At 35.0% G+C, this 19,473-nt stretch carries 17 protein-coding genes and 3 other annotated features; of the genes, 13 read left to right on the top strand and 4 right to left on the bottom strand.

Annotated elements, in window-relative coordinates:
• Positions 1-284: 284 nt before the first annotated feature.
• From ytxC to BCI01S_RS10955, 7 genes are all read left to right on the top strand, one after another.
• Positions 285-1,130, top strand: a complete 846-nt coding sequence (gene ytxC / locus BCI01S_RS10985; RefSeq protein ID WP_047941897.1) for a sporulation protein YtxC — start codon at positions 285-287, stop codon at positions 1,128-1,130.
• A gap of 71 nt (positions 1,131-1,201) precedes the next feature.
• Positions 1,202-1,442: a binding site (T-box leader), on the top strand.
• A gap of 82 nt (positions 1,443-1,524) precedes the next feature.
• Entirely contained in the window at positions 1,525-3,462 is a 1,938-nt protein-coding gene (gene thrS / locus BCI01S_RS10980; RefSeq protein WP_047941898.1) for a threonine--tRNA ligase, read from the top strand.
• 188 nt (positions 3,463-3,650) lie between these two features.
• Positions 3,651-3,788 (top strand) — a sequence feature (ribosomal protein L20 leader region).
• A gap of 150 nt (positions 3,789-3,938) precedes the next feature.
• On the top strand, positions 3,939-4,442 hold the full coding sequence (gene infC, locus BCI01S_RS10975) for a translation initiation factor IF-3 (protein ID WP_016201804.1): 504 nt from the start codon (positions 3,939-3,941) through the stop codon (positions 4,440-4,442).
• Between the two features lie 15 nt (positions 4,443-4,457).
• Entirely contained in the window at positions 4,458-4,658 is a 201-nt protein-coding gene (gene rpmI / locus BCI01S_RS10970) for a 50S ribosomal protein L35 (RefSeq protein ID WP_016201803.1), read from the top strand.
• Positions 4,659-4,684: 26 nt separating this feature from the next.
• Positions 4,685-5,041 carry a 50S ribosomal protein L20 gene (gene rplT / locus BCI01S_RS10965; protein ID WP_031534824.1) on the top strand — a complete coding sequence of 119 codons (357 nt, stop codon included), beginning with the start codon at positions 4,685-4,687 and terminating at the stop codon, positions 5,039-5,041.
• 67 nt (positions 5,042-5,108) lie between these two features.
• On the top strand, positions 5,109-5,375 hold the full coding sequence (locus BCI01S_RS10960; protein ID WP_082138309.1) for a DUF1294 domain-containing protein: 267 nt from the start codon (positions 5,109-5,111) through the stop codon (positions 5,373-5,375).
• 68 nt (positions 5,376-5,443) lie between these two features.
• Complete coding sequence (locus BCI01S_RS10955; protein ID WP_047941900.1) at positions 5,444-6,019, top strand: TVP38/TMEM64 family protein; 576 nt, start codon at positions 5,444-5,446, stop codon at positions 6,017-6,019.
• Positions 6,020-6,149: 130 nt separating this feature from the next.
• Here the strand turns inward: BCI01S_RS10955 and BCI01S_RS10950 are convergent, their stop codons facing one another.
• Positions 6,150-6,503, bottom strand: a complete 354-nt coding sequence (locus tag BCI01S_RS10950; RefSeq protein ID WP_047941901.1) for a hypothetical protein — start codon at positions 6,501-6,503, stop codon at positions 6,150-6,152.
• A 281-nt stretch (positions 6,504-6,784) separates the two neighbouring features.
• On the opposite strand from BCI01S_RS10950, the gene BCI01S_RS10945 reads away from it, so the two are divergent.
• Positions 6,785-7,870, top strand: a complete 1,086-nt coding sequence (locus BCI01S_RS10945) for a M42 family metallopeptidase (protein ID WP_047941902.1) — start codon at positions 6,785-6,787, stop codon at positions 7,868-7,870.
• Between the two features lie 91 nt (positions 7,871-7,961).
• Here BCI01S_RS10945 and BCI01S_RS10940 read toward each other — a convergent pair whose 3' ends face one another.
• Both BCI01S_RS10940 and BCI01S_RS10935 read right to left on the bottom strand, forming a co-directional pair.
• A complete protein-coding gene (locus BCI01S_RS10940) occupies positions 7,962-9,074 on the bottom strand; it encodes an AI-2E family transporter (protein WP_047941903.1) in 1,113 nt (370 codons plus the stop codon).
• Between the two features lie 277 nt (positions 9,075-9,351).
• Positions 9,352-10,512, bottom strand: coding sequence for an ROK family protein (locus BCI01S_RS10935; protein WP_061798701.1), 1,161 nt, complete (start codon positions 10,510-10,512; stop codon positions 9,352-9,354).
• A 275-nt stretch (positions 10,513-10,787) separates the two neighbouring features.
• On the opposite strand from BCI01S_RS10935, the gene xylA reads away from it, so the two are divergent.
• Both xylA and xylB read left to right on the top strand, forming a co-directional pair.
• Positions 10,788-12,095 (top strand): xylose isomerase, encoded by a 1,308-nt coding sequence (gene xylA / locus BCI01S_RS10930; RefSeq protein WP_047941906.1) that lies wholly within the window; start codon positions 10,788-10,790, stop codon positions 12,093-12,095.
• 182 nt (positions 12,096-12,277) lie between these two features.
• Positions 12,278-13,777, top strand: coding sequence for a xylulokinase (gene xylB, locus BCI01S_RS10925; protein ID WP_047941908.1), 1,500 nt, complete (start codon positions 12,278-12,280; stop codon positions 13,775-13,777).
• A gap of 224 nt (positions 13,778-14,001) precedes the next feature.
• Here xylB and sspI read toward each other — a convergent pair whose 3' ends face one another.
• Positions 14,002-14,208 (bottom strand): small acid-soluble spore protein SspI, encoded by a 207-nt coding sequence (sspI, locus tag BCI01S_RS10920; RefSeq protein ID WP_047941909.1) that lies wholly within the window; start codon positions 14,206-14,208, stop codon positions 14,002-14,004.
• 185 nt (positions 14,209-14,393) lie between these two features.
• On the opposite strand from sspI, the gene BCI01S_RS10915 reads away from it, so the two are divergent.
• The 3 genes from BCI01S_RS10915 (at position 14,394) to pheT (ending at position 19,009) form a co-directional block, all read left to right on the top strand.
• Complete coding sequence (locus tag BCI01S_RS10915; RefSeq protein ID WP_061798699.1) at positions 14,394-15,140, top strand: TrmH family RNA methyltransferase; 747 nt, start codon at positions 14,394-14,396, stop codon at positions 15,138-15,140.
• 80 nt (positions 15,141-15,220) lie between these two features.
• Positions 15,221-15,472: a binding site (T-box leader), on the top strand.
• A 65-nt stretch (positions 15,473-15,537) separates the two neighbouring features.
• On the top strand, positions 15,538-16,578 hold the full coding sequence (pheS, locus tag BCI01S_RS10910; RefSeq protein WP_061798697.1) for a phenylalanine--tRNA ligase subunit alpha: 1,041 nt from the start codon (positions 15,538-15,540) through the stop codon (positions 16,576-16,578).
• A gap of 16 nt (positions 16,579-16,594) precedes the next feature.
• Positions 16,595-19,009: a phenylalanine--tRNA ligase subunit beta gene (pheT, locus tag BCI01S_RS10905; protein ID WP_047941913.1), complete on the top strand. Its 2,415-nt coding sequence runs from the start codon at positions 16,595-16,597 to the stop codon at positions 19,007-19,009.
• The last annotated feature ends 464 nt before the right edge of the window (positions 19,010-19,473 follow it).

The raw sequence follows: 19,473 nt of genomic DNA, 5'->3' as shown, positions 1-19,473 counted from the left end.
ATTACTTGCATATATTAGAACTCGATGCGAAAAGCGTTCTATTTCGTTTCAAAAATTGTATATAGGATATATTATTTTGTATGCTCTCGTATTAGGAGCTATCCTATTTTTTTTATGATTGGTTTATAAAGTGGTGAGGACAGACTAAGTGGATAGTCTGTCTTTTTTGTTTTTTAACTATTTTTTATAATCGTCCATTAATCTGCATACATATTTTAAGTCTATTTTCTACCTCCCCCCCATATATATGAAATCGAGGACTTCTTTATAAAGGGGGGATACGGTTGATTGAAATTCAATTTCATGATCAAAAAGATGCTTTGAGATTTTTGCGCATACTGAAGAAACAGGTAAAATATGTGGAGTCGTTTGACAGAGTGGACGACGACAATAAGTGTATAGTCGTTAAAACAGATGGAAGCAGTCAGGAGATAAAGAAATGCTTAACCGCTTTTATCTTGCATATAAAAACAGATGATTGGGCGAGAGAAATATTAAAAAATCGTTATTTCTATATGGATGAACTAGAACAGCGGAGTATATTAGAAATACTTCACAGTTTAGTGGAGGAAGAGCGGGAAGGACTTACCACTTTAATAAAAGAGATAAACATAAAGAGTTGTCTTTCAGAGTGTATGAATAACTTCATAATAGAACAACATAAAGAATTTTCCTTTGATTCCTTTGTGACCTTTCGATTAAAGTCTTTTATTGGAAAGTTGATAAAATACATAGAATTATCGATTGATGAGTACAAAATGGAACAAGAATATCAGGTGTTTATTCATACTTTGCGAAATTCCCTTTCCAAAAAGGCTGCAAAAGTGAATCATATTCATGTGTTAATTGATCTAGAAATACAATTTTTTGATACAGAATACCGGGAAATTCCCCAGCAAGAGCTAATGATGCTGTATGATCAAAAAAATGTTGTTTCTTCTACCCATTATATCGATCCCTATTCTCTAGGACCATTGCTTGCGATCGCACCGAAAACTATCTTTTTGTATACAGAGGATAGAGAATTACCTATTGTGCGAACTATTTTAAATATTTTTGAAGAACGAGTACAACTTTTAGATAAAGAACAGTTTTTTCTAAGAATAAGCACACAGACAGAAATGAAGTAAGTTTCCCTTTAATTCCCTTGATTTTATGTCTAGAAAAGCATATAATAACGTACATAAATTAACTATAACTTATACATGTAATGATAAGGACAATAGTTTTCTTGTACGGTTTCAAGAGAGGGAAGGATGCTGGGAACTTCCTAACACGATAAGATTGCTTACCACCTTTAAACTTCAGTCAGGAACGGGATTATCCTCAGTAATGACTGGCGGTTTCAGCAGCCGTTATCTGTTTAAACTAAAGCCAGACATTTTCATTGTTTGGGAATTAGGGTGGAACCACGTGTTTTTACTATAAAACTCGTCCCTTCGCATAGGGATGGGTTTTTTTGCGTTTTAATCGGTTCTTATCGTACAAGAAAAGCTTAATGGCAAAAATAAAGGAGGAAGTTTCATGTCAGAATTAATTAAGATTACATTTCCAGACGGAGCGGTAAAGGAGTTTCCAGAAGGGACTACAACAGAAGATATTGCGGGTTCCATTAGCCCAGGCTTAAGAAAAAAAGCACTAGCAGGGAAAATTAATGGCTCTTTATATGATTTGAAAAGACCTATACTAGAGGATGCTTCTTTTGAAATCATTACACCGGATAGCCCAGATGCTTTAGAAATCTTACGCCATAGCTCTGCGCACTTAATGGCACAAGCTATTAAACGAATTTATGGAAATGTTAAGCTCGGTGTAGGGCCAGTTATCGAAAATGGATTTTACTATGATATTGATTTAGAGCAATCGTTAACACCTGAAGATTTACCGGCTATTGAAAAAGAAATGAAAAAAATTATTAACGAAAATCTGGAGATTGTCCGCAAAGAAGTAAGTCGCGCAGAAGCGATTGAGCTTTTTAAAGAAATGGATGATGAATATAAACTAGAGTTAATCGATGCAATTCCTGAAGACGAGACAGTAACATTATACCAACAAGGAGAATTTATTGATCTTTGTCGCGGTGTTCACGTACCATCTACTGGAAAACTAAAAGAGTTTAAATTGCTGAACATTGCAGGTGCATACTGGAGAGGGAACAGCGATAATAAAATGCTTCAACGTATTTATGGAACTGCCTTTTTTAAGAAGAATGAGTTAGAAGAGCACTTACGCTTTTTAGAAGAGGCAAAAGAAAGAGATCATCGCAAAATCGGAAAAGAATTAGATTTATTTATGACTTCTCAAAAAGTCGGACAAGGCTTGCCGCTATGGCTGCCAAAAGGCGCAACAATCAGACGCATTGTAGAACGTTATATTGTAGATAAAGAAGAGCGATTAGGGTATAACCATGTGTATACACCAATCATGGGAAGTGTTGATTTATATAAAACATCTGGACACTGGGATCACTATCAAGAAGATATGTTCCCTGTGATGGAAATGGATAATGAGCAGCTAGTTCTTCGTCCGATGAATTGTCCGCATCATATGGTTGTATACAAAAATGATATTCACAGCTACCGCGAGTTACCAATCCGTATCGCAGAGCTTGGCACAATGCATCGTTACGAAATGTCTGGTGCTTTATCTGGATTACAGCGTGTTCGTGGAATGACTCTAAATGATGCCCATATTTTTGTAAGACCAGACCAAATTAAAGATGAATTTAAGCGTGTTGTAAACTTAGTGCTAGAAGTATATAAAGACTTTAATATTACAGATTACTCGTTCCGTTTATCTTATCGTGATCCTGCAGATACAGAGAAATACTTTGATGACGATGCGATGTGGAATAAAGCACAAAGCATGCTGAAAGAAGCAATGGACGATCTAGGTCTAGATTACTTTGAAGCAGAAGGAGAAGCAGCATTCTACGGTCCGAAATTAGATGTGCAAGTGAAGACTGCCTTAGGAAAGGATGAAACACTTTCTACTGTCCAATTGGACTTTTTATTACCAGAACGCTTTGACTTAACATATGTTGGAGAAGATGGAAAGCAGCATCGTCCAGTAGTTATCCATAGAGGTGTAGTGTCAACAATGGAGCGTTTCATTGCATTCTTGATTGAAGAATACAAAGGAGCATTCCCTACTTGGTTATCACCAGTACAAGTACAAGTTATTCCAGTATCACCTTCTGTACATTTTGAATATGCAAAAAAGGTGCAAGAAAACTTACAAAGACACGGTTTCCGCGTTGAGCTGGATGAGCGCGACGAAAAAATCGGCTATAAAATTCGTGAAGCACAAATGAAAAAAATTCCATACATGCTAGTAGTGGGAGACAATGAAGTAGAAGACAAAGCCGTAAATGTCCGCAAATACGGAGAACAAAAATCAGAAACAGTTTCTTATGTAGATTTCTTAGAAAATTTAACACAAGAAGTGAAATTATCCAATTAAATGAGTTGTATTTCCAAGCCGGAATTTCTGATTTTCAACCTATATTCCGAGCTTTTCTGAATTTATGTATAAAAAGTATTGCATTGAATCCATTATTTTGATAAAATTTTTCTCGTTGTGATATTTCTTTCGTTGACTTATAGATATCAATTGTGATATAGTTACTAAGGTAAATTGAATACGAGTTTGAGGAAAAGAAGAAGCACCCGCTTCTCACCTGATTGACACAGATTCCAAGTAGTTAACAGGTATTACGTAAAACATTTTAGGTATTACTTTTGTTTCGTAAGTGTGGGTGAATTGATCATCCACACTTTTTTATTTGGATGATAAAGATTACAAAGCCTACGATGTCAACTTGGGAGTCAAGTGTCAATTAGTATCTAATCTAGAGAAGGTGACCTAGAATAGATTATTCTTGACCCGAACGTTGTATTCGTCATTAACCTTGGAGGTGTTTAACTATTAGCAAAGATATGATTTTAAATGAAGGCATTCGTGCTAGAGAAGTTCGTCTTATTGACCAAAATGGAGAACAGCTTGGGATTAAAACGAAATTTGAAGCTCTTGAAATTGCAACACGTGTTAATCTTGATGTGGTTCTTGTTGCTCCAAACGCAAAGCCGCCAGTAGCTCGAATCATGGACTACGGTAAATACAAGTTTGAACAGCAAAAGAAAGAAAAAGAAGCACGTAAAAATCAAAAAATCATTAATATTAAAGAGGTTCGCCTTAGTCCAACTATAGATGAGCATGACTTTAATACAAAGCTTCGTAATGCTATTAAGTTCCTAGAAAAAGGCGATAAAGTAAAAGCATCCATCCGTTTTAAGGGACGTGCTATTACACATAAGGAAATCGGTCAACGTGTACTTGTTCGTTTTGCAGAAGCTTGTGCAGAAGTTGCCACTGTGGAATCACATCCGAAAATGGACGGTCGAAGCATGTTCATGACTTTAGCGCCTAAAAACGACAAGTAAGAGGAGGAATACCAAATGCCAAAAATGAAAACTCACCGCGGAGCTGCTAAACGTTTCAAAAAGACAGGCTCTGGTAAATTAAAACGCTCAAAAGCTTATACTAGTCACTTATTTGCTAACAAATCTACTAAGCAAAAACGTAAACTTCGCAAAGCTGGATTAGTATCCAAAGGCGATTTCAAACGCATTCGTCATTTATTAGACAACATTAAGTAATTTTTTCAATATAGGAGGGAAATAATATGCCACGTGTTAAAGGCGGTACAGTTACACGCAAACGTCGTAAAAAAGTTCTTAAATTAGCTAAAGGTTATTATGGTTCAAAACATACATTATACAAAGTTGCAAACCAACAAGTAATGAAATCATTAATGTATGCATACAGAGATCGTCGTCAAAAGAAACGTGATTTCCGTAAATTATGGATTACTCGTATCAATGCAGCTGCTCGTATTAACGGTCTTTCTTATAGCCGTTTAATGCACGGATTAAAATTAGCTGGTATCGAAGTAAACCGCAAAATGCTTGCTGAACTTGCTGTAAGTGATGAAAAAGCATTTGCTGAATTAGCAACAGTTGCAAAACAAAACTTAAAATAAGTTTTTTAAAAAGAAGGTACCTTATACCTTCTTTTTTTCTATACTTTTTTGCGAAAGGGGAGAACATGTGATTACATATGTATTAATCTATTTGGCAGTCGTGAATATATTCGCTTACTCTCTAATGGGGATAGATAAAAAAAGAGCAATTAAGCATCAGTATCGGATAAGTGAAAAAACATTGTGGATTACTGCTATTCTATTTGGAGCGCTGGGTTTATTTATTGGAATGAAAAAGTTTCGTCATAAAACAAAGCATGTTTCTTTCAAATATGGTTTACCTCTCTTGACATTACTAGAAGCTGGGATTGTACTTTATGTACTAAATGTTTAGGCATATTCTCATCTCTTTTCTTATACACTGTAATAACAACATGATTCTTTAGAGCAGAAGGTGATAAGATGGAAGAGCAGTTATCAGTCCTATTTGTAATGGTAGAAGTTAGTGGGATATTAGCACCGATTATTTTTATTTTATTCCATACACTTCGGCAATTTTTGTTTATTCCTCCTATTCTAGTCTGTATTGCGGGAGGAGTTTTATTTGGAGTGACGCTTGGTACCATCTATTCTATTATCGGCTTAACCATTAATTGTCTCTTATTCTATGCGGTCATTCACCGCTTGCCAAAAACTCATAACAAACTATCTCATCTAAAAAAAAGATGGTTTGGTGAATATCGTAATTTAACACTCGGACAAATCTCCGTTTTAAGATTGATCCCTGTGTTTCATTATCATTTATTAAATTTCTGCTTGTTGGAAAAAAGAAAAAGTTTAAAGGAATATAGTAAAACTTCTTTTATAAGCAATATTCCTTTAGCATTTTTCTATACTATTTTTGGCCAATTTATCAGTCAATTCTCGTTGACAATGGTTGTGATCATTTTGTTTGCGTTAGCGATACTTGTTTATATCTTACGGGAAAAAATTACGGTAATAAAATGGAGAGAATTTTTTAAAGAGGCCCATGAATAAAAAGGAGAATTTAAGACCTTCTTTCTTAAATGAATATAACCCCTGAACCATTATACGAAGCTTTCTTGTATGCATGTATAATGGTTCAGGGGTTTATTTGGTTGATTACGGAAGTTCGAGCTTCCGTTATTTACGACTTTTTAAACCGTGTCCATTCGATTTTTGCCTTTGGATAGATAGACAATAGTGACTGTTCTATATCGGCTTTATCTTGAGTGGACAACTTTGTATTATAAGGATTTGTAGGAAAGAGTAAAATGTGATCCACTTCTTCAGCAGCAGCGTATTTTTCCCCCTCAAGCAAATGACCTTTATATGTTAGTAAGAGATTCATTCTTATATTATCTTTTTTATCAAACAAATAAAATGTTCCACGCTTTTGCGCGAATGTTAATCTTCGCTGCGGATTCGTTAAGAAAGAAGTGAGTCGAAATAACCCATAAATAAGAAATGAGAGAAGAACGATTAACAAAAGCCATTTCATAAAAGAGCCTCCAGTAACTTAAATTTTCAGGATTAACTAATAGAATACGAAAGAGAACATAAAAGGTTTCATTTTTAGAAAAATATTTTAAAAAAGAAATAAAAATAAATAGAAACAAAGAATTGATACATAATATAAGCAAGTGTTCTTTTCTATACCCGTAAGACGAAGGAGTAACCTCTTTTGAATAAAGCTATACTTAAGAAGTATCTTATACTTTGTACTATAATTATTTTCTAGTATAATGATGAAGAATATATTATATTGAGGGAGTCGAAATAATGGCGAAATTAGATGAAACATTAACAATGCTTAAAGACCTTACTGATGCAAAAGGGATTCCAGGAAATGAAAAAGAACCCAGAGAGGTCATGAAAAAGTACATAGCAGAATATGCAGACGAGGTAACAACAGATAATTTAGGAAGCTTAATTGCTAAGAAAGTTGGCCAAGCAAATGGACCGAAAATAATGGTTGCAGGTCATCTTGATGAAATTGGTTTTATGATAACCCGTATTGATGATAAAGGTTTTCTCTATTTTCAAACAGTAGGCGGCTGGTGGTCACAAGTAATGTTAGCCCAACGAGTAACAATTGTGACAAGCAAAGGAGAGATCACTGGTATTACAGGATCAAAACCACCTCATGTAATAAGTCCAGAAGCAAGAAAGAAACCAATCGACCTAAAAGATATCTTTATTGATATTGGCGCATCTTCTAAAGAGGAAGCAATGGAGTGGGGCGTAAAACCGGGCGATATGGTCGTTCCATATTTTGAGTTTACGGTTATGAATAATGAAAAAATGCTGCTTGCAAAAGCATGGGATAATCGTATTGGCTGTGCTATTGCGATAGATGTATTAAAGAATTTAAAAGACAGCAATCACCCTAATATAGTCTATGGTGTGGGCACAGTTCAGGAAGAGGTTGGCCTTCGTGGAGCGAAAACAGCTGCAAACTTTATTGAGCCGGACATTGGTTTTGGCGTAGATGTTGGTATTGCTGGTGATACACCAGGAGTAACAGAAAAAGAAGCATTAAGTAAAATGGGCAAAGGTCCTCAGATTATTTTATATGATGCTTCCATGGTGTCTCATAAAGGACTACGTGACTTAGTTACAGATACTGCTGATGAGTTAAATATTCCTTATCAATTTGACAGTGTGCCAGCAGGTGGAACAGACTCAGGCTCCATTCATTTAACGCATAAGGGAGTGCCGGCTTTATCTATCACGATTGCAACTCGCTATATTCATTCACACGCTGCAATGCTGCACCGTGATGATTATGAAAATGCTGTTAAGTTAATCGTTGAGGTAATTAAAAAATTAGATCGTGAAACAGTAAATTCATTAACATTTGCATAATTAAAAGGGAATTTGATTTTTTAATCAAATTCCCTTTTTTAAGAAGCTTTATCAACAAGTCATATATCTTATCCTAATAACCACATGATTTTTATTCTAGTGGAGGTATCTTAGTATTCAAGATCGCTGCCTTCCTTGCTTTGAGCAGACGGTTAATATTGATTACAATCGTTTTAACAGCAGCGTAAGTTGGTACTGCAAGAATCATTCCTAAAATACCTGCTAAATTTCCGGCTACTAATAACAGAATAATAATGGTTGCTGGATGTGTATCCAATCTTTTTCCAAGAATTAAAGGAGATAGAATATTTCCTTCAATCTGTTGAGCAATGGTAATGACGATAATAACTAGTAAGGCTTGTGTTGGTGATGTGAAAATAGCGATAATAACAGCAGGCGCACCACCGATTAATGGTCCAACATATGGAATCATGTTTGTTACAGCCACAAGTAAAGCCATTACAAGCGCATAATCAAGACCGATTATTAAATAACCAATCAAAGCCAAGGTTCCTACAAATAGAGCTACAATAACTTGTCCTTGTATGTAGGCAGCAATTGTTTCGCTTGTATCTTTGATAATATGTAATCCTTCTTTACGATAAGACGCAGGGAAAAATTTAGAGAGTGCCTCCGGAAATTTGCTGCCATCTTTTAAACAATAGAAAAGTAAAAATGGAACTGTAACAATTGTAATGGTGATATTAGTCATAGTACTAATGATTTTACCGATTCCATTTGTTATATTGCTTGGAATTGTTTGAGCATAGGCCTTTAGGTTTTCTGTTATATCTTCAATTTTTACATATTCTTGATTCATAATCCATTTGTACTGTTTTGTATCATTTAAGTATTGGAAATATTGCACTGCTTCATCAGCATATTTAGGTATATTTTTAAATAACTCACTAAATTCTTTGCTGATCATAGGTACGATACTGCCAATAACCAAAATCAAAATTCCGATAACACCAACATATAGAATAATAATGGCAAGTGTCTTTGGAATTTTATTTTTTTGCAAAAACTTAACGATTGGATTAAGTAAAAAGTATAAGAAACCAGTAATGATAATGGGAACAAAAAGAGTTGAAAATAACACTGCCACTGGTTTAAATAAAAATGAAATTTTTGTGCATAGATAAACAATCGCAACAATGATAAGAACTTGTAATAACCAATAATGAAACTTCTTTTTTGTCAAAATTTTTCACCTTTTTCATATTTTGTATAGCAAGTATAGCATATTCGCTCTATTTCTTGTAATGATAGTTATGCATTATATAAAACGATTATAGCACCCTATAAATCCATCATGATATTAACGAAATAGCTGGGAAAAAAGTTTCAAAAAAATATAAAAAATAATGGTATTTTGGGAAGGATATAGGTAGAAACAAAAAGAAATGATACAATCCACTCCAATTTGTTGAAAGGAGCAAAGGATTGTATCATCCTTTAACTTAAGCAAAAAAGCCGTGTTACTCAACATTGATAATTTTTAAATGGGAAATATTTAAGAAATTACGAATGTTTAAAGCGGTAGCGCCGAATAAAGATGCCTTAGAACCAAGACGTGAATTTTCAATGACAATATCTTTATTAAAAGAACTTTCTAGGTTATCACGAATGAATGAAAGTATATCAGGGACTCTTCGAATGACAGAACTATTCATGTATATAATCTTTGGAGCAAAAGAAGTCATTATATTATTTAACCCTTTTGAAAGATTATAGCAATGTTGCTGAATCAGTTCTTGTACTGCTAAATCATTAGCATAGTAATGCTCAGCTAATAAATCTGGCGTAACATCGGATAATTGTTTTAACTCTTTAAACTGCTCAAGAAGAACCTTATCGGAACAATATTGCTCTAAGCAGCCTTTATTTCCACAAGGGCAAGTTCTGCCATCTGGATAAAGAATAGAATGACCAACTTCACCAGCTCTTCCGTCTAAACCTGTAAACAATTGCCCATCAATAATAATTCCAGCACCAATACCACTATGGATACTTAAACTAATTAAGTTATTAAATTCTGTTGAAAAAGTAGACTCTCCAATGGCAGTTAAATTAGCTTCGTTTTCAATATGAATAGGATACTGATACAGTTTCGTTAACTCTTCATAAAGTTCTATTTTCTCTAAATCATAATAAGGAGTAAATAAAATATTATTTTTATTAACAATACCATGTATAGCAATCCCAATCCCAACGATACCATAGGTTGTCAGATTACTTATTTTTTCATATTTTTCAATAATATCAGAAATATGGGAAAGAACATTTTCTTTCTTAATAAACGTACCCCTTTCTTTATTATAAAAAACCACCTCTCCATCTAAATAAGTAACCATTGTAGAAATAAAGTCATAGCCAAGCTCTATGGCAATCGAAAGACCAGCTTTCTTATTTAGTTGTAAAAGAATTGGCTTTCTTCCCCCAGAGTGACTACTTTCGCCAATTCCGATTTCTTCTATTAGTTTCTCTTCAAGTAACTTCTTTGTTATATCAGAAACAGTTGCTTTATTTAACCCAATATTAGCCGAAAGGGTTGCCCGAGAGATAGGGGCATGCTGAACAATTTGCTCCATAACAAGAGAAGCATTTTGTTCTCTAATTACATATTTGTCTGTGACCATTATTTTCCTCCAAACAGTTTATCACCTAGTAACGATGTATGTATTGTTAGGTTACCATACTAATTATAATTCTTCTATCAAATTTGTTAATAAATTAACAAATTTGATATTGTAAGCGCTTGACAAAAAACGAAGTTAGATTTATGATGAATTCAGTTAGTATATTGAACTAACAAATAGAAAGTAAATTAAATAGATTTGTAGAAAATAGTTGAGAAAAGAAAAAGTAAGTTAAAGATGATCATGATTTTTATAACAAATAGGAGGGAATTAGAATGGAATTTTTTCCAATGATTAAAAAAGTAAAATATGAAGGACCAAAAACAGAGAATATTTATGCATACCGTCATTATAATCCAGAAGAAGTTGTATTAGGAAAAACGATGAAAGAACATTTGCGTTTCAGTATGGCATGGTGGCATACATTAACGCAGGATGGTTCTGATCCATTTGGTGCTGCTACAAATGTTCGTAACTGGTTTGGCGAAACACCAATGGAAACAGCAAAAAATCGTGTAGAAGCTGGATTTGAATTAATGGAAAAAATGGGTTTTGAATTCTTCTGCTTTCATGATGTGGATATTGCTCCAGAGGGCGATACGCTTCAAGAGTTCTTCGATAATTTAGATGTAATCACAGATTTAATTAAAGAAAAAATGGATCAAACAGGGATTAAATTACTGTGGAATACAGCTAATATGTTTACAAACCCTCGCTTTGTACACGGGGCTGCTTCTTCATCCAATGCAGAAGTTTTTGCGTATGCTGCAGCACAGGTGAAAAAAGGCTTAGAAATCAGTAAGAAGCTTGGCGGCAAAAACTATGTATTCTGGGGTGGACGTGAAGGATATGAGTCTTTATTAAACACAGATTTACAATTAGAACAAGATAATATGGCTCGCTTCTTCCATATGGCAGTTGATTATGCCAAAGAATTAAACCATGAAGTTCAGTTTTTAATTGAACCAAAACCAATGGAGCCATCCAAACACCAATACGATTTTGACGCTGCTACGGCAATGGCCTTCTTGCAAAAATACAATCTTGATAAACACTTTAAACTAAACCTAGAAGCAAACCATGCTACATTAGCAGGACATACTTTTGAACATGAAATGGCCGTTGCGAGAAGCTACAATGCACTTGGATCCTTAGATGCGAACCAAGGAGATGTAATGCTTGGATGGGATACAGATGAGTTCCCAACTAATATCTATGATACAACTCTGGCAATGTATCAAGTACTTGAAAATGGAGGAATTGCTCCAGGGGGTATTAACTTTGATGCGAAAGTTCGCCGTTCTTCATTCTCTATGGAAGATTTAGTGCTTGCACATATTGCTGGTATGGATACATTTGCACGCGGACTTAAATCAGCTGCAAAACTAAAAGAAGATGGTTTCTTCGATAAAGAAATTGAACGCAGATATAAGAGCTATACAACTGGAATTGGTAAATCTATTGTAGACGGAAAAGAAAATCTGAAAACATTAACTGAATATGCATTACAGCATGATCAAATTGAAAATGAGCCAAATCATCTAGAATTCTTAAAATCTCGTTTGAATGATTATTTAGTATAATACAAATAGAAAAACAAGTAGAATAACATCAATAAAAGGGGTGTCTCAAATAGAAGGAGTTGGCATCACAAGTTTATTAGTAGTAGCTCATTGAAAAAATCTACTAGAAATACTTGTGAAGGTCGAAATTTCTATGAATGAGACATCCCTTTGCATTGGTCTTCAGGAGGGAGCGTTTATAAATGTCATATGTAATAGGGATTGATTTAGGAACAAGTTCCTTAAAGGGATTGTTAGTGGATAAAGAAGGGAAGGTTCTTATCACAAAGAGCTCTGAGTATGAGCTTTTAACTCCACAGCCGAAGTATAGTGAGCAAAATCCAAATGTTTGGATAGAAGCATTAGACATTGTGCTAAAAGAAATTATTGAAGCATTTCCAGAAGCAGCATCCAAAACAGAAGGAATTAGTTTTTCTGGACAAATGCATAGCTTAGTTTTATTAGATGCAAATGGAACTCCCCTCAGAAATGCTATCTTATGGAATGATGTAAGAACAAGTAAGCAATGTCAGGAGATAATGGATAAGGCAGGACAAGAAGTTATTAGCATCACAAAGAACAAAGCACTAGAAGGATTTACCTTGCCTAAGCTGTTATGGGTAAAAGAAAATGAACCGACTATATGGGAACAAGCAAAGCACTTTCTATTGCCTAAAGATTTTTTAGGATTTTATTTAACCGGTAATAAGCAAATGGAGTATTCAGATGCTGCTGGAACATTAATGCTGAATGTAGAAGAAAAGATGTGGAGTGAATCAATTGCTGAATTATTTGATCTTCCTTTAGGTATTTTTCCTAAGCTTGTTGAGTCCTCTGACAAAATAGGCATAATGAAAGAAGAGCTTGCAAAAAAGTATGGCTTTACAAATGATATTGCTGTATTTTCTGGGGGAGCAGATAATGCCTGTGCAGCAGTTGGCGCAGGCATTGTTAAAGAAGGTATGGGATTAGCTAGTATCGGAACATCAGGTGTATTTCTTTCCTATGAACAAGATGGTAAAGAAGATTATGCAGGGAAAGTTCATTATTTCAATCATGCAATAAAAAACAGTTTTTATTCCATGGGGGTAACATTATCTGCTGGTTATAGTTTAAATTGGTTTAAAAATACGTTTGCAGCAGAGAAAAGTTATGATGAATTACTTGGAAATATTGATAATATTCCAATCGGTTCAGATGGATTAGTGTTTACTCCTTATATAATGGGAGAAAGAACACCCTATACAGATAGCCAAATAAGAGGCAGTTTTATTGGCATGGATGCAAGGCATACACTAGATAACTTTGCACGCGCTGTTGTTGAAGGTATTACTTTTTCATTGAATGATAGTAAGATTTTGATGGAGGAAAATGCGAATAAGCAGTTTGCACGCATTGTTTCCGTAGGCGGAGGAGCAAAAAACAGCAAGTGGCTACAAATTCAAGCAGATATTTTTAATACGCCAGTTGTTAATTTAACAGTGGAACAAGGACCAGGTTTAGGTGCGGCGATGGTTGCTGCAGTTGGATTAGGGTGGTTTGCAACGATGAATGAGTGTGTAGAAAAGTTCGTTCAATATAAAGAAGAATTTCAGCCTATTCCAGAAAATGTGAAAAAATACGAACAAGTATATAATATTTATAAAGAAGTTTATGCAGCGACGAAAGAAACTTCGCATAGACTACAAGCGTTAATGGAATAGTTTTTTGTTAAAAGGCTAAGCTGACATTTCTATAAGAAAAATCTTTATTAGGAAAAAACACGTAGCCTCCTCCTATGGGAGGCTCAGTGCTCGCCAGATGAAAGTGAAGTGTATTCAGTCTAACCTTCTATTCTAATGAATAAAAACCCGAATAATTATGAGAAAATCCTATTATATTGGCATTTCCCAATAATCGTTCGGGTTTATAATTGGAATAGTTGTTTTTACTTTAGTCCATTTTCTAATGTCTGCAGCATTTCTACTTTATCTTCTTCAGAAGAATTTTTCCAAATTACTTCGAATAAAACGCCTAAACCAGGCAGCATTTTTTCTTCTCCGTTTTGGATAGCATCCACGATTGTATCTTTTAATTCATCTTGAGAATTGCCAGAAACATTATGGATTATTGCATTACGTAAATTTAAATTCATAATAAGCACCCTTCTTTCTCATTGTTACCTATCCATATCCATTCACCTTATTGAATAATATGGAATAGAGTTTTTGTAAAACATATCTATTTTTAGCATTTCACTAATGGCGTTTATTATGTATTTTATTTACGCTATAATAAAAGCAATAGAGAATAATTGGTGATTGTGAAGGAGAATAGCAAGTGAAACACATACTTTCGGTAAAAAATCCACAAATTAAAGAATGGAAAAAACGATTAACAAAAAAGGAAAGAGATAAGACGGAAACGTTTTTGGTGGAAGGCTTTCATCTTGTGGAAGAAGCATTCAAAGCAAATTCTATTATTGATTTAATCGTTTCAGAGGAGATAGATGTACCTGCTTGGGATTATGGAGATACTCCGATAACGATCGTTACAAAAGAGATTATTAAAGAACTTTCAGATACAGAAACACCCCAAGGTATTCTGGCCTTATGTAAGCAGCAAAGCCATTTAGAAACTTTGTCTACTGCTCAAACCTTTATTGCGATTGATCAAGTTCAAGATCCCGGTAATTTGGGAACGATTATCCGCACAGCTGATGCAGCAGGGATCGATGCAGTCATTATCGGAGAAGGAACGGTTGATATATATAATCCAAAGGTAGTTCGATCAGGCCAAGGAAGTCATTTTCACTTGCCAATTATAAAAACAAATTTAGCATCGTTTATGGATGAATTAAAAGAAAGGAATATTCCCATTTATGGGACTGCCCTTGAAAATGGCAGGGATTATCGGGAGATAGAAAAAACAGCCTCATTTTGTTTAATTGTTGGGAATGAAGGCAATGGTGTAAGGAAAGAAGTATTAAGTAAGACTGATACAAACTTATATATACCAATTTACGGGAAAAGTGAATCATTAAATGTGGCAGTGGCAGCAGGTATTTTAATGTATTATTTTAAATAATGTGTTAGTTACAACCAAAAGCAAAAAAGGCATTTGAAAACTAATTAGATATATATTATAATTAAAATCAAATTACATGAATAAAGACATTGATGGAGAAAAGTAATTGATGATTTTTAATTAAGGGAGAAAATGCCGCAGACTGTAAGCATTTTTATTAAAAACATGAATGAAGTTCACCTCCTGAGTCGGCATCGGGACCATTTTTCTTGTTTTAGAAAGATGTAAAGATGTACCGGTATAGACTACCGTTATCCAAATGAAGTGAACTTGTTTTTATTATACATACAAGTTAATTAGGGTGGTACCGCGACAATAACCTCGTCCCTTTTTGGGGATGGGGTTTTTTTATGCCAATTTTCATGCGAGAACAAACCATATATAAGGAGGAAATGTAATGGAGGATAAATTAAAAGAATTGCAAGCTGAAGCACTAACACGCATTGAAAGCAGTAACGATATGAAAGAATTAAATGAAATTCGTATCGCATATTTAGGAAAAAAAGGCCCAATTACAGAAGTATTAAAAGGAATGGGCAAACTATCTGCTGAAGAAAGACCAAAGATGGGGGCGTTAGTCAACGTTGTTCGTGACGAAATTACTAGCCGCATTGAGGCTAAACAAAAGGCGTTAGAAGAAGCGCTCGTTCAAGAAAAAATTGCTTCTGAAACAATTGATATAACTCTACCTGGTCGTCCTGTTTCTACAGGTAATCACCATCCTCTAACAAGAGTCGTAGAAGAAATTGAAGATTTATTTATTGGAATGGGCTATACCATTGAAGAGGGTCCAGAAGTGGAAAATGATTACTATAATTTCGAAGCATTGAATCTGCCTAAGGATCACCCAGCAAGGGATATGCAAGATTCATTCTATATTACAGAAGAAACGTTACTTCGAACGCAAACATCACCAATGCAAGCAAGAACATTAGAGAAACATAAAGGGAAAGGACCAGTGAAGATTATTTGTCCTGGTAAAGTATATCGTCGTGATAATGATGACGCGACACACTCCCATCAATTTATGCAGATTGAAGGACTTGTGGTTGATGAAAACATTCGTATGAGTGATTTAATTGGTACGCTTGAAGTTTTTGCAAAGAAAATGTTTGGAGAAGATAGAGAAATCCGTTTACGTCCAAGCTTTTTCCCATTCACAGAGCCTTCTGTTGAAGTGGACATTTCTTGTTTTATCTGTAAAGGTGCTGGCTGCAGTGTGTGTAAAAAAACAGGCTGGATTGAAATTTTAGGAGCTGGAATGGTTCATCCAAATGTATTGGAAATGTCCGGTTTTGACTCTAAGAAATATTCTGGGTTTGCCTTTGGAATGGGGCCAGAGCGAATTGCGATGTTGAAATATGGAATTGATGATATTCGTCATTTCTATACAAATGATGTACGTTTCTTAAAACAATTTTCAGTACCGGAATATTAAGGGTGGAGGAGAAAAAATGTTAGTATCCTATAATTGGTTAAATGAATATGTAGATTTAAATGGCATAAGTCCTAATGAATTAGCAGAAAAAATTACAAAGAGTGGTATCGAGGTAGAAGGCGTCGAGGTTCTTGATGAAGGAATTAAAAATGTAGTAATCGGTTATGTTGTCGAGCGTGAACAACATCCGAATGCAGACAAATTAAATAAATGTTTAGTCGATGTTGGCGAGGGAGACCCAATCCAAATTATCTGTGGCGCTCCTAATGTAGATAAAGGCCAAAAGGTAGCTGTAGCAAAGGTTGGCGCAGTTCTTCCAGGTAACTTCAAAATTAAAAAAGCGAAGCTGCGTGGGGAAGAATCAAACGGGATGATTTGTTCCCTGCAAGAGCTTGGTATCGAAGGGAAAATTGTCGCAAAAGACTATGCACAAGGCATTTTTGTTTTTCCAAGTGATGTAGAGGTCGGAAAAAATGCATTAGAATATTTGCAACGAAATGATGCCGTACTAGAACTGGGGTTAACTCCAAACCGTGCTGATTGCTTAAGCATGCTTGGAGTAGCGTATGAAGTAGCTGCCATTTTAGAAAAAGAAGTAAAATTACCTAATACAGAATATCCAACAATTAACGAAAAAGCATCTGATTATATTAAAGTTTCAGTAGAAGAGAATGCAGATGTACCATTATATACAGCAAGAGTAATTAAGAATATCAAAATCTCTCCATCTCCATTATGGATGCAAGGAAAATTAATGGCTGCAGGAATCCGCCCACATAACAATGTGGTCGATATTACGAACTATATTTTACTAGAATATGGTCAACCGCTGCATGCCTTTGATTATGATAAAATTGGCTCAAAGGAAATTCTTGTAAGAAGAGCACAAAGTGGCGAAAAAATTACGACACTTGATGAAACGGATAGAACATTATCAGAAGATAATCTGCTTATTACGAACGGAAAAGAAGGAATAGCTGTTGCTGGTGTAATGGGTGGTGCGAATTCTGAAGTTCAAGCTGACACTACTACTGTTTTATTAGAATCTGCTTATTTTGACAGTAAAGTAATTCGCAGATCTTCTAAAGTAATTGGTTTAAGAAGTGAAGCAAGCGCAAGATATGAAAAAGGAATTGATCCAAATCGAGTACGTAAAGCTGCAGATAGAGCTTGTCAATTATTACAATTATATGCTGGCGGAGAAGTGCTTGAAGGGGAAGTCGCAGTTGATACACTCACTGCTGAGCCAAAAGTAGTTTCGATTACGCTCGGAAAAATCAATCAAACATTAGGAACAACATTAAAGACGGATGCAGTAACGGCTATTTTTGATAGTCTTCAATTTGCAACACAAATGGAAGGTGACACATTCACGGTAACTGTGCCAACAAGAAGAAATGATATTGTTATCGAGGCAGATTTAATCGAAGAGGTTGCCCGTCTTTATGGCTATGATAACCTGCCGAAAACATTGCCAATAGGTGCGGCTACACCAGGTTCTTTAACTGCTTATCAGAAAAAACGTCGTATGGCACGCAGATATTTAGAGTCAGCTGGATTATATCAAGCAATTACCTATTCATTAACAAATGAAGCGAAAGTGCATAGCTTTGCTTTAGAGAAAAGAAACCCAATCAAACTTGCAATGCCAATGAGTGAAGAACGTGCATTATTACGTCAAAGCATCGTGCCGCAGCTGTTAGAGGTGCTTAAATACAATGCAGCAAGACAAAATGAAAACATAGCTGTTTATGAAACAGGGGTTGTCTTCTTAGCGAATGGAGAACAGGAGCTTCCCGAGGAAAAAGAACATTTAGCTGGTGCAGTTACAGGCATTTGGAGTATGCATCCATGGCAAGGAGAGAAGAAAACTGTTGATTTCTTTGTTGTAAAAGGGGTATTAGAAGGGTTATTCCAAAAGTTAGGTGTTCATGAGCAAATTACATTTGCTAGAGCGGAATTGGATGGAATGCATCCAGGAAGAACAGCTGAAATCGTCCTTAATGGGGAGATCATTGGATTTGTCGGCCAAGTGCATCCGCAAATGCAAAATGATTTAGATTTAAAAGAAACGTATTGTTTCGAACTAGACCTAAGTAAGTTATTTGCTGTAGAAGTAGAAGCATTACATTATACGTCCATCCCTCGTTTCCCGTATGTAACAAGAGATATAGCACTTGTTGTAGAGAAGGACGTGTTAGCTGGTAGTCTTCAAGAAATTATTATTGAAGCTGGTGGAAAGTTACTAAAAGATGTTCAAGTGTTTGATTTATATGAGGGTGAAAAAATGGAAGCAGGCAAAAAATCGATTGCATTCTCCTTAACATATTTTGATCCAGAACAAACATTAACAGATGAAATGATTAGCAAGACTCATGATAAAGTACTTGCTGCAGTAGAAGAAAAAGCTGGTGCTTCGCTAAGAGGCTGAGGCGGATAAAAAACATCCCAGAGTTCAATTCTGGGATGTTTTTTAATTGAAGCTGGGACATAAGTATTTTCAACTAAATAACCCCGAACAATAATACGTACACATTAAAAAATATTCGATAATTGTTTAGGAATTTATATTTATTTTATTAAAGAAAATTTGGGTTATCACCCGCAAGACTAATAAACTTCGCTTTACAAGGGGCGAGCGCCCAACCTTCTCGGCGTATCGTGTGTCTGTAGTGTATGGGAACGAAATTGCTTCGACACTCAATTAGAGATCGTTCGTTTTTATCCATTTGTCCTAGCTTCTTTTGCGTTATTAAAATTTGTTACTTTATTTGCATTTTCGTAGCGGATGTAAGAGATAACAGTATATTATTGCGAAAACGGTTTCGAATAGTAATTCTTGTGAAGTCACTATTTATGGCGGGAATATTGAATAAATAAATTAAAACCACATAT

Source organism: Niallia circulans NBRC 13626 (assembly GCF_001591585.1).
Taxonomy (GTDB): Bacteria; Bacillota; Bacilli; order Bacillales; family Cytobacillaceae; genus Niallia; species Niallia circulans.
The sequence above is the reverse complement of the archived record's forward strand: the minus strand, read 5'-3'. Positions and strand labels throughout refer to the sequence as shown.

Excerpts from the sequence above, each read along its gene's own strand:
- thrS (WP_047941898.1), top strand. The coding sequence starts at position 1,525 with ATGTCAGAATTAATTAAGATTACATTTCCAGACGGAGCGGTAAAGGAG.
- infC (WP_016201804.1), top strand. The coding sequence starts at position 3,939 with ATGATTTTAAATGAAGGCATTCGTGCTAGAGAAGTTCGTCTTATTGAC.
- rpmI (WP_016201803.1), top strand. The coding sequence starts at position 4,458 with ATGCCAAAAATGAAAACTCACCGCGGAGCTGCTAAACGTTTCAAAAAG.
- rplT (WP_031534824.1), top strand. The coding sequence starts at position 4,685 with ATGCCACGTGTTAAAGGCGGTACAGTTACACGCAAACGTCGTAAAAAA.
- BCI01S_RS10955 (WP_047941900.1), top strand. The coding sequence starts at position 5,444 with ATGGAAGAGCAGTTATCAGTCCTATTTGTAATGGTAGAAGTTAGTGGG.
- BCI01S_RS10950 (WP_047941901.1), bottom strand. The coding sequence starts at position 6,503 with ATGAAATGGCTTTTGTTAATCGTTCTTCTCTCATTTCTTATTTATGGG.
- BCI01S_RS10945 (WP_047941902.1), top strand. The coding sequence starts at position 6,785 with ATGGCGAAATTAGATGAAACATTAACAATGCTTAAAGACCTTACTGAT.
- BCI01S_RS10935 (WP_061798701.1), bottom strand. The coding sequence starts at position 10,512 with ATGGTCACAGACAAATATGTAATTAGAGAACAAAATGCTTCTCTTGTT.
- xylA (WP_047941906.1), top strand. The coding sequence starts at position 10,788 with ATGGAATTTTTTCCAATGATTAAAAAAGTAAAATATGAAGGACCAAAA.
- xylB (WP_047941908.1), top strand. The coding sequence starts at position 12,278 with ATGTCATATGTAATAGGGATTGATTTAGGAACAAGTTCCTTAAAGGGA.
- sspI (WP_047941909.1), bottom strand. The coding sequence starts at position 14,208 with ATGAATTTAAATTTACGTAATGCAATAATCCATAATGTTTCTGGCAAT.
- pheS (WP_061798697.1), top strand. The coding sequence starts at position 15,538 with ATGGAGGATAAATTAAAAGAATTGCAAGCTGAAGCACTAACACGCATT.
- pheT (WP_047941913.1), top strand. The coding sequence starts at position 16,595 with ATGTTAGTATCCTATAATTGGTTAAATGAATATGTAGATTTAAATGGC.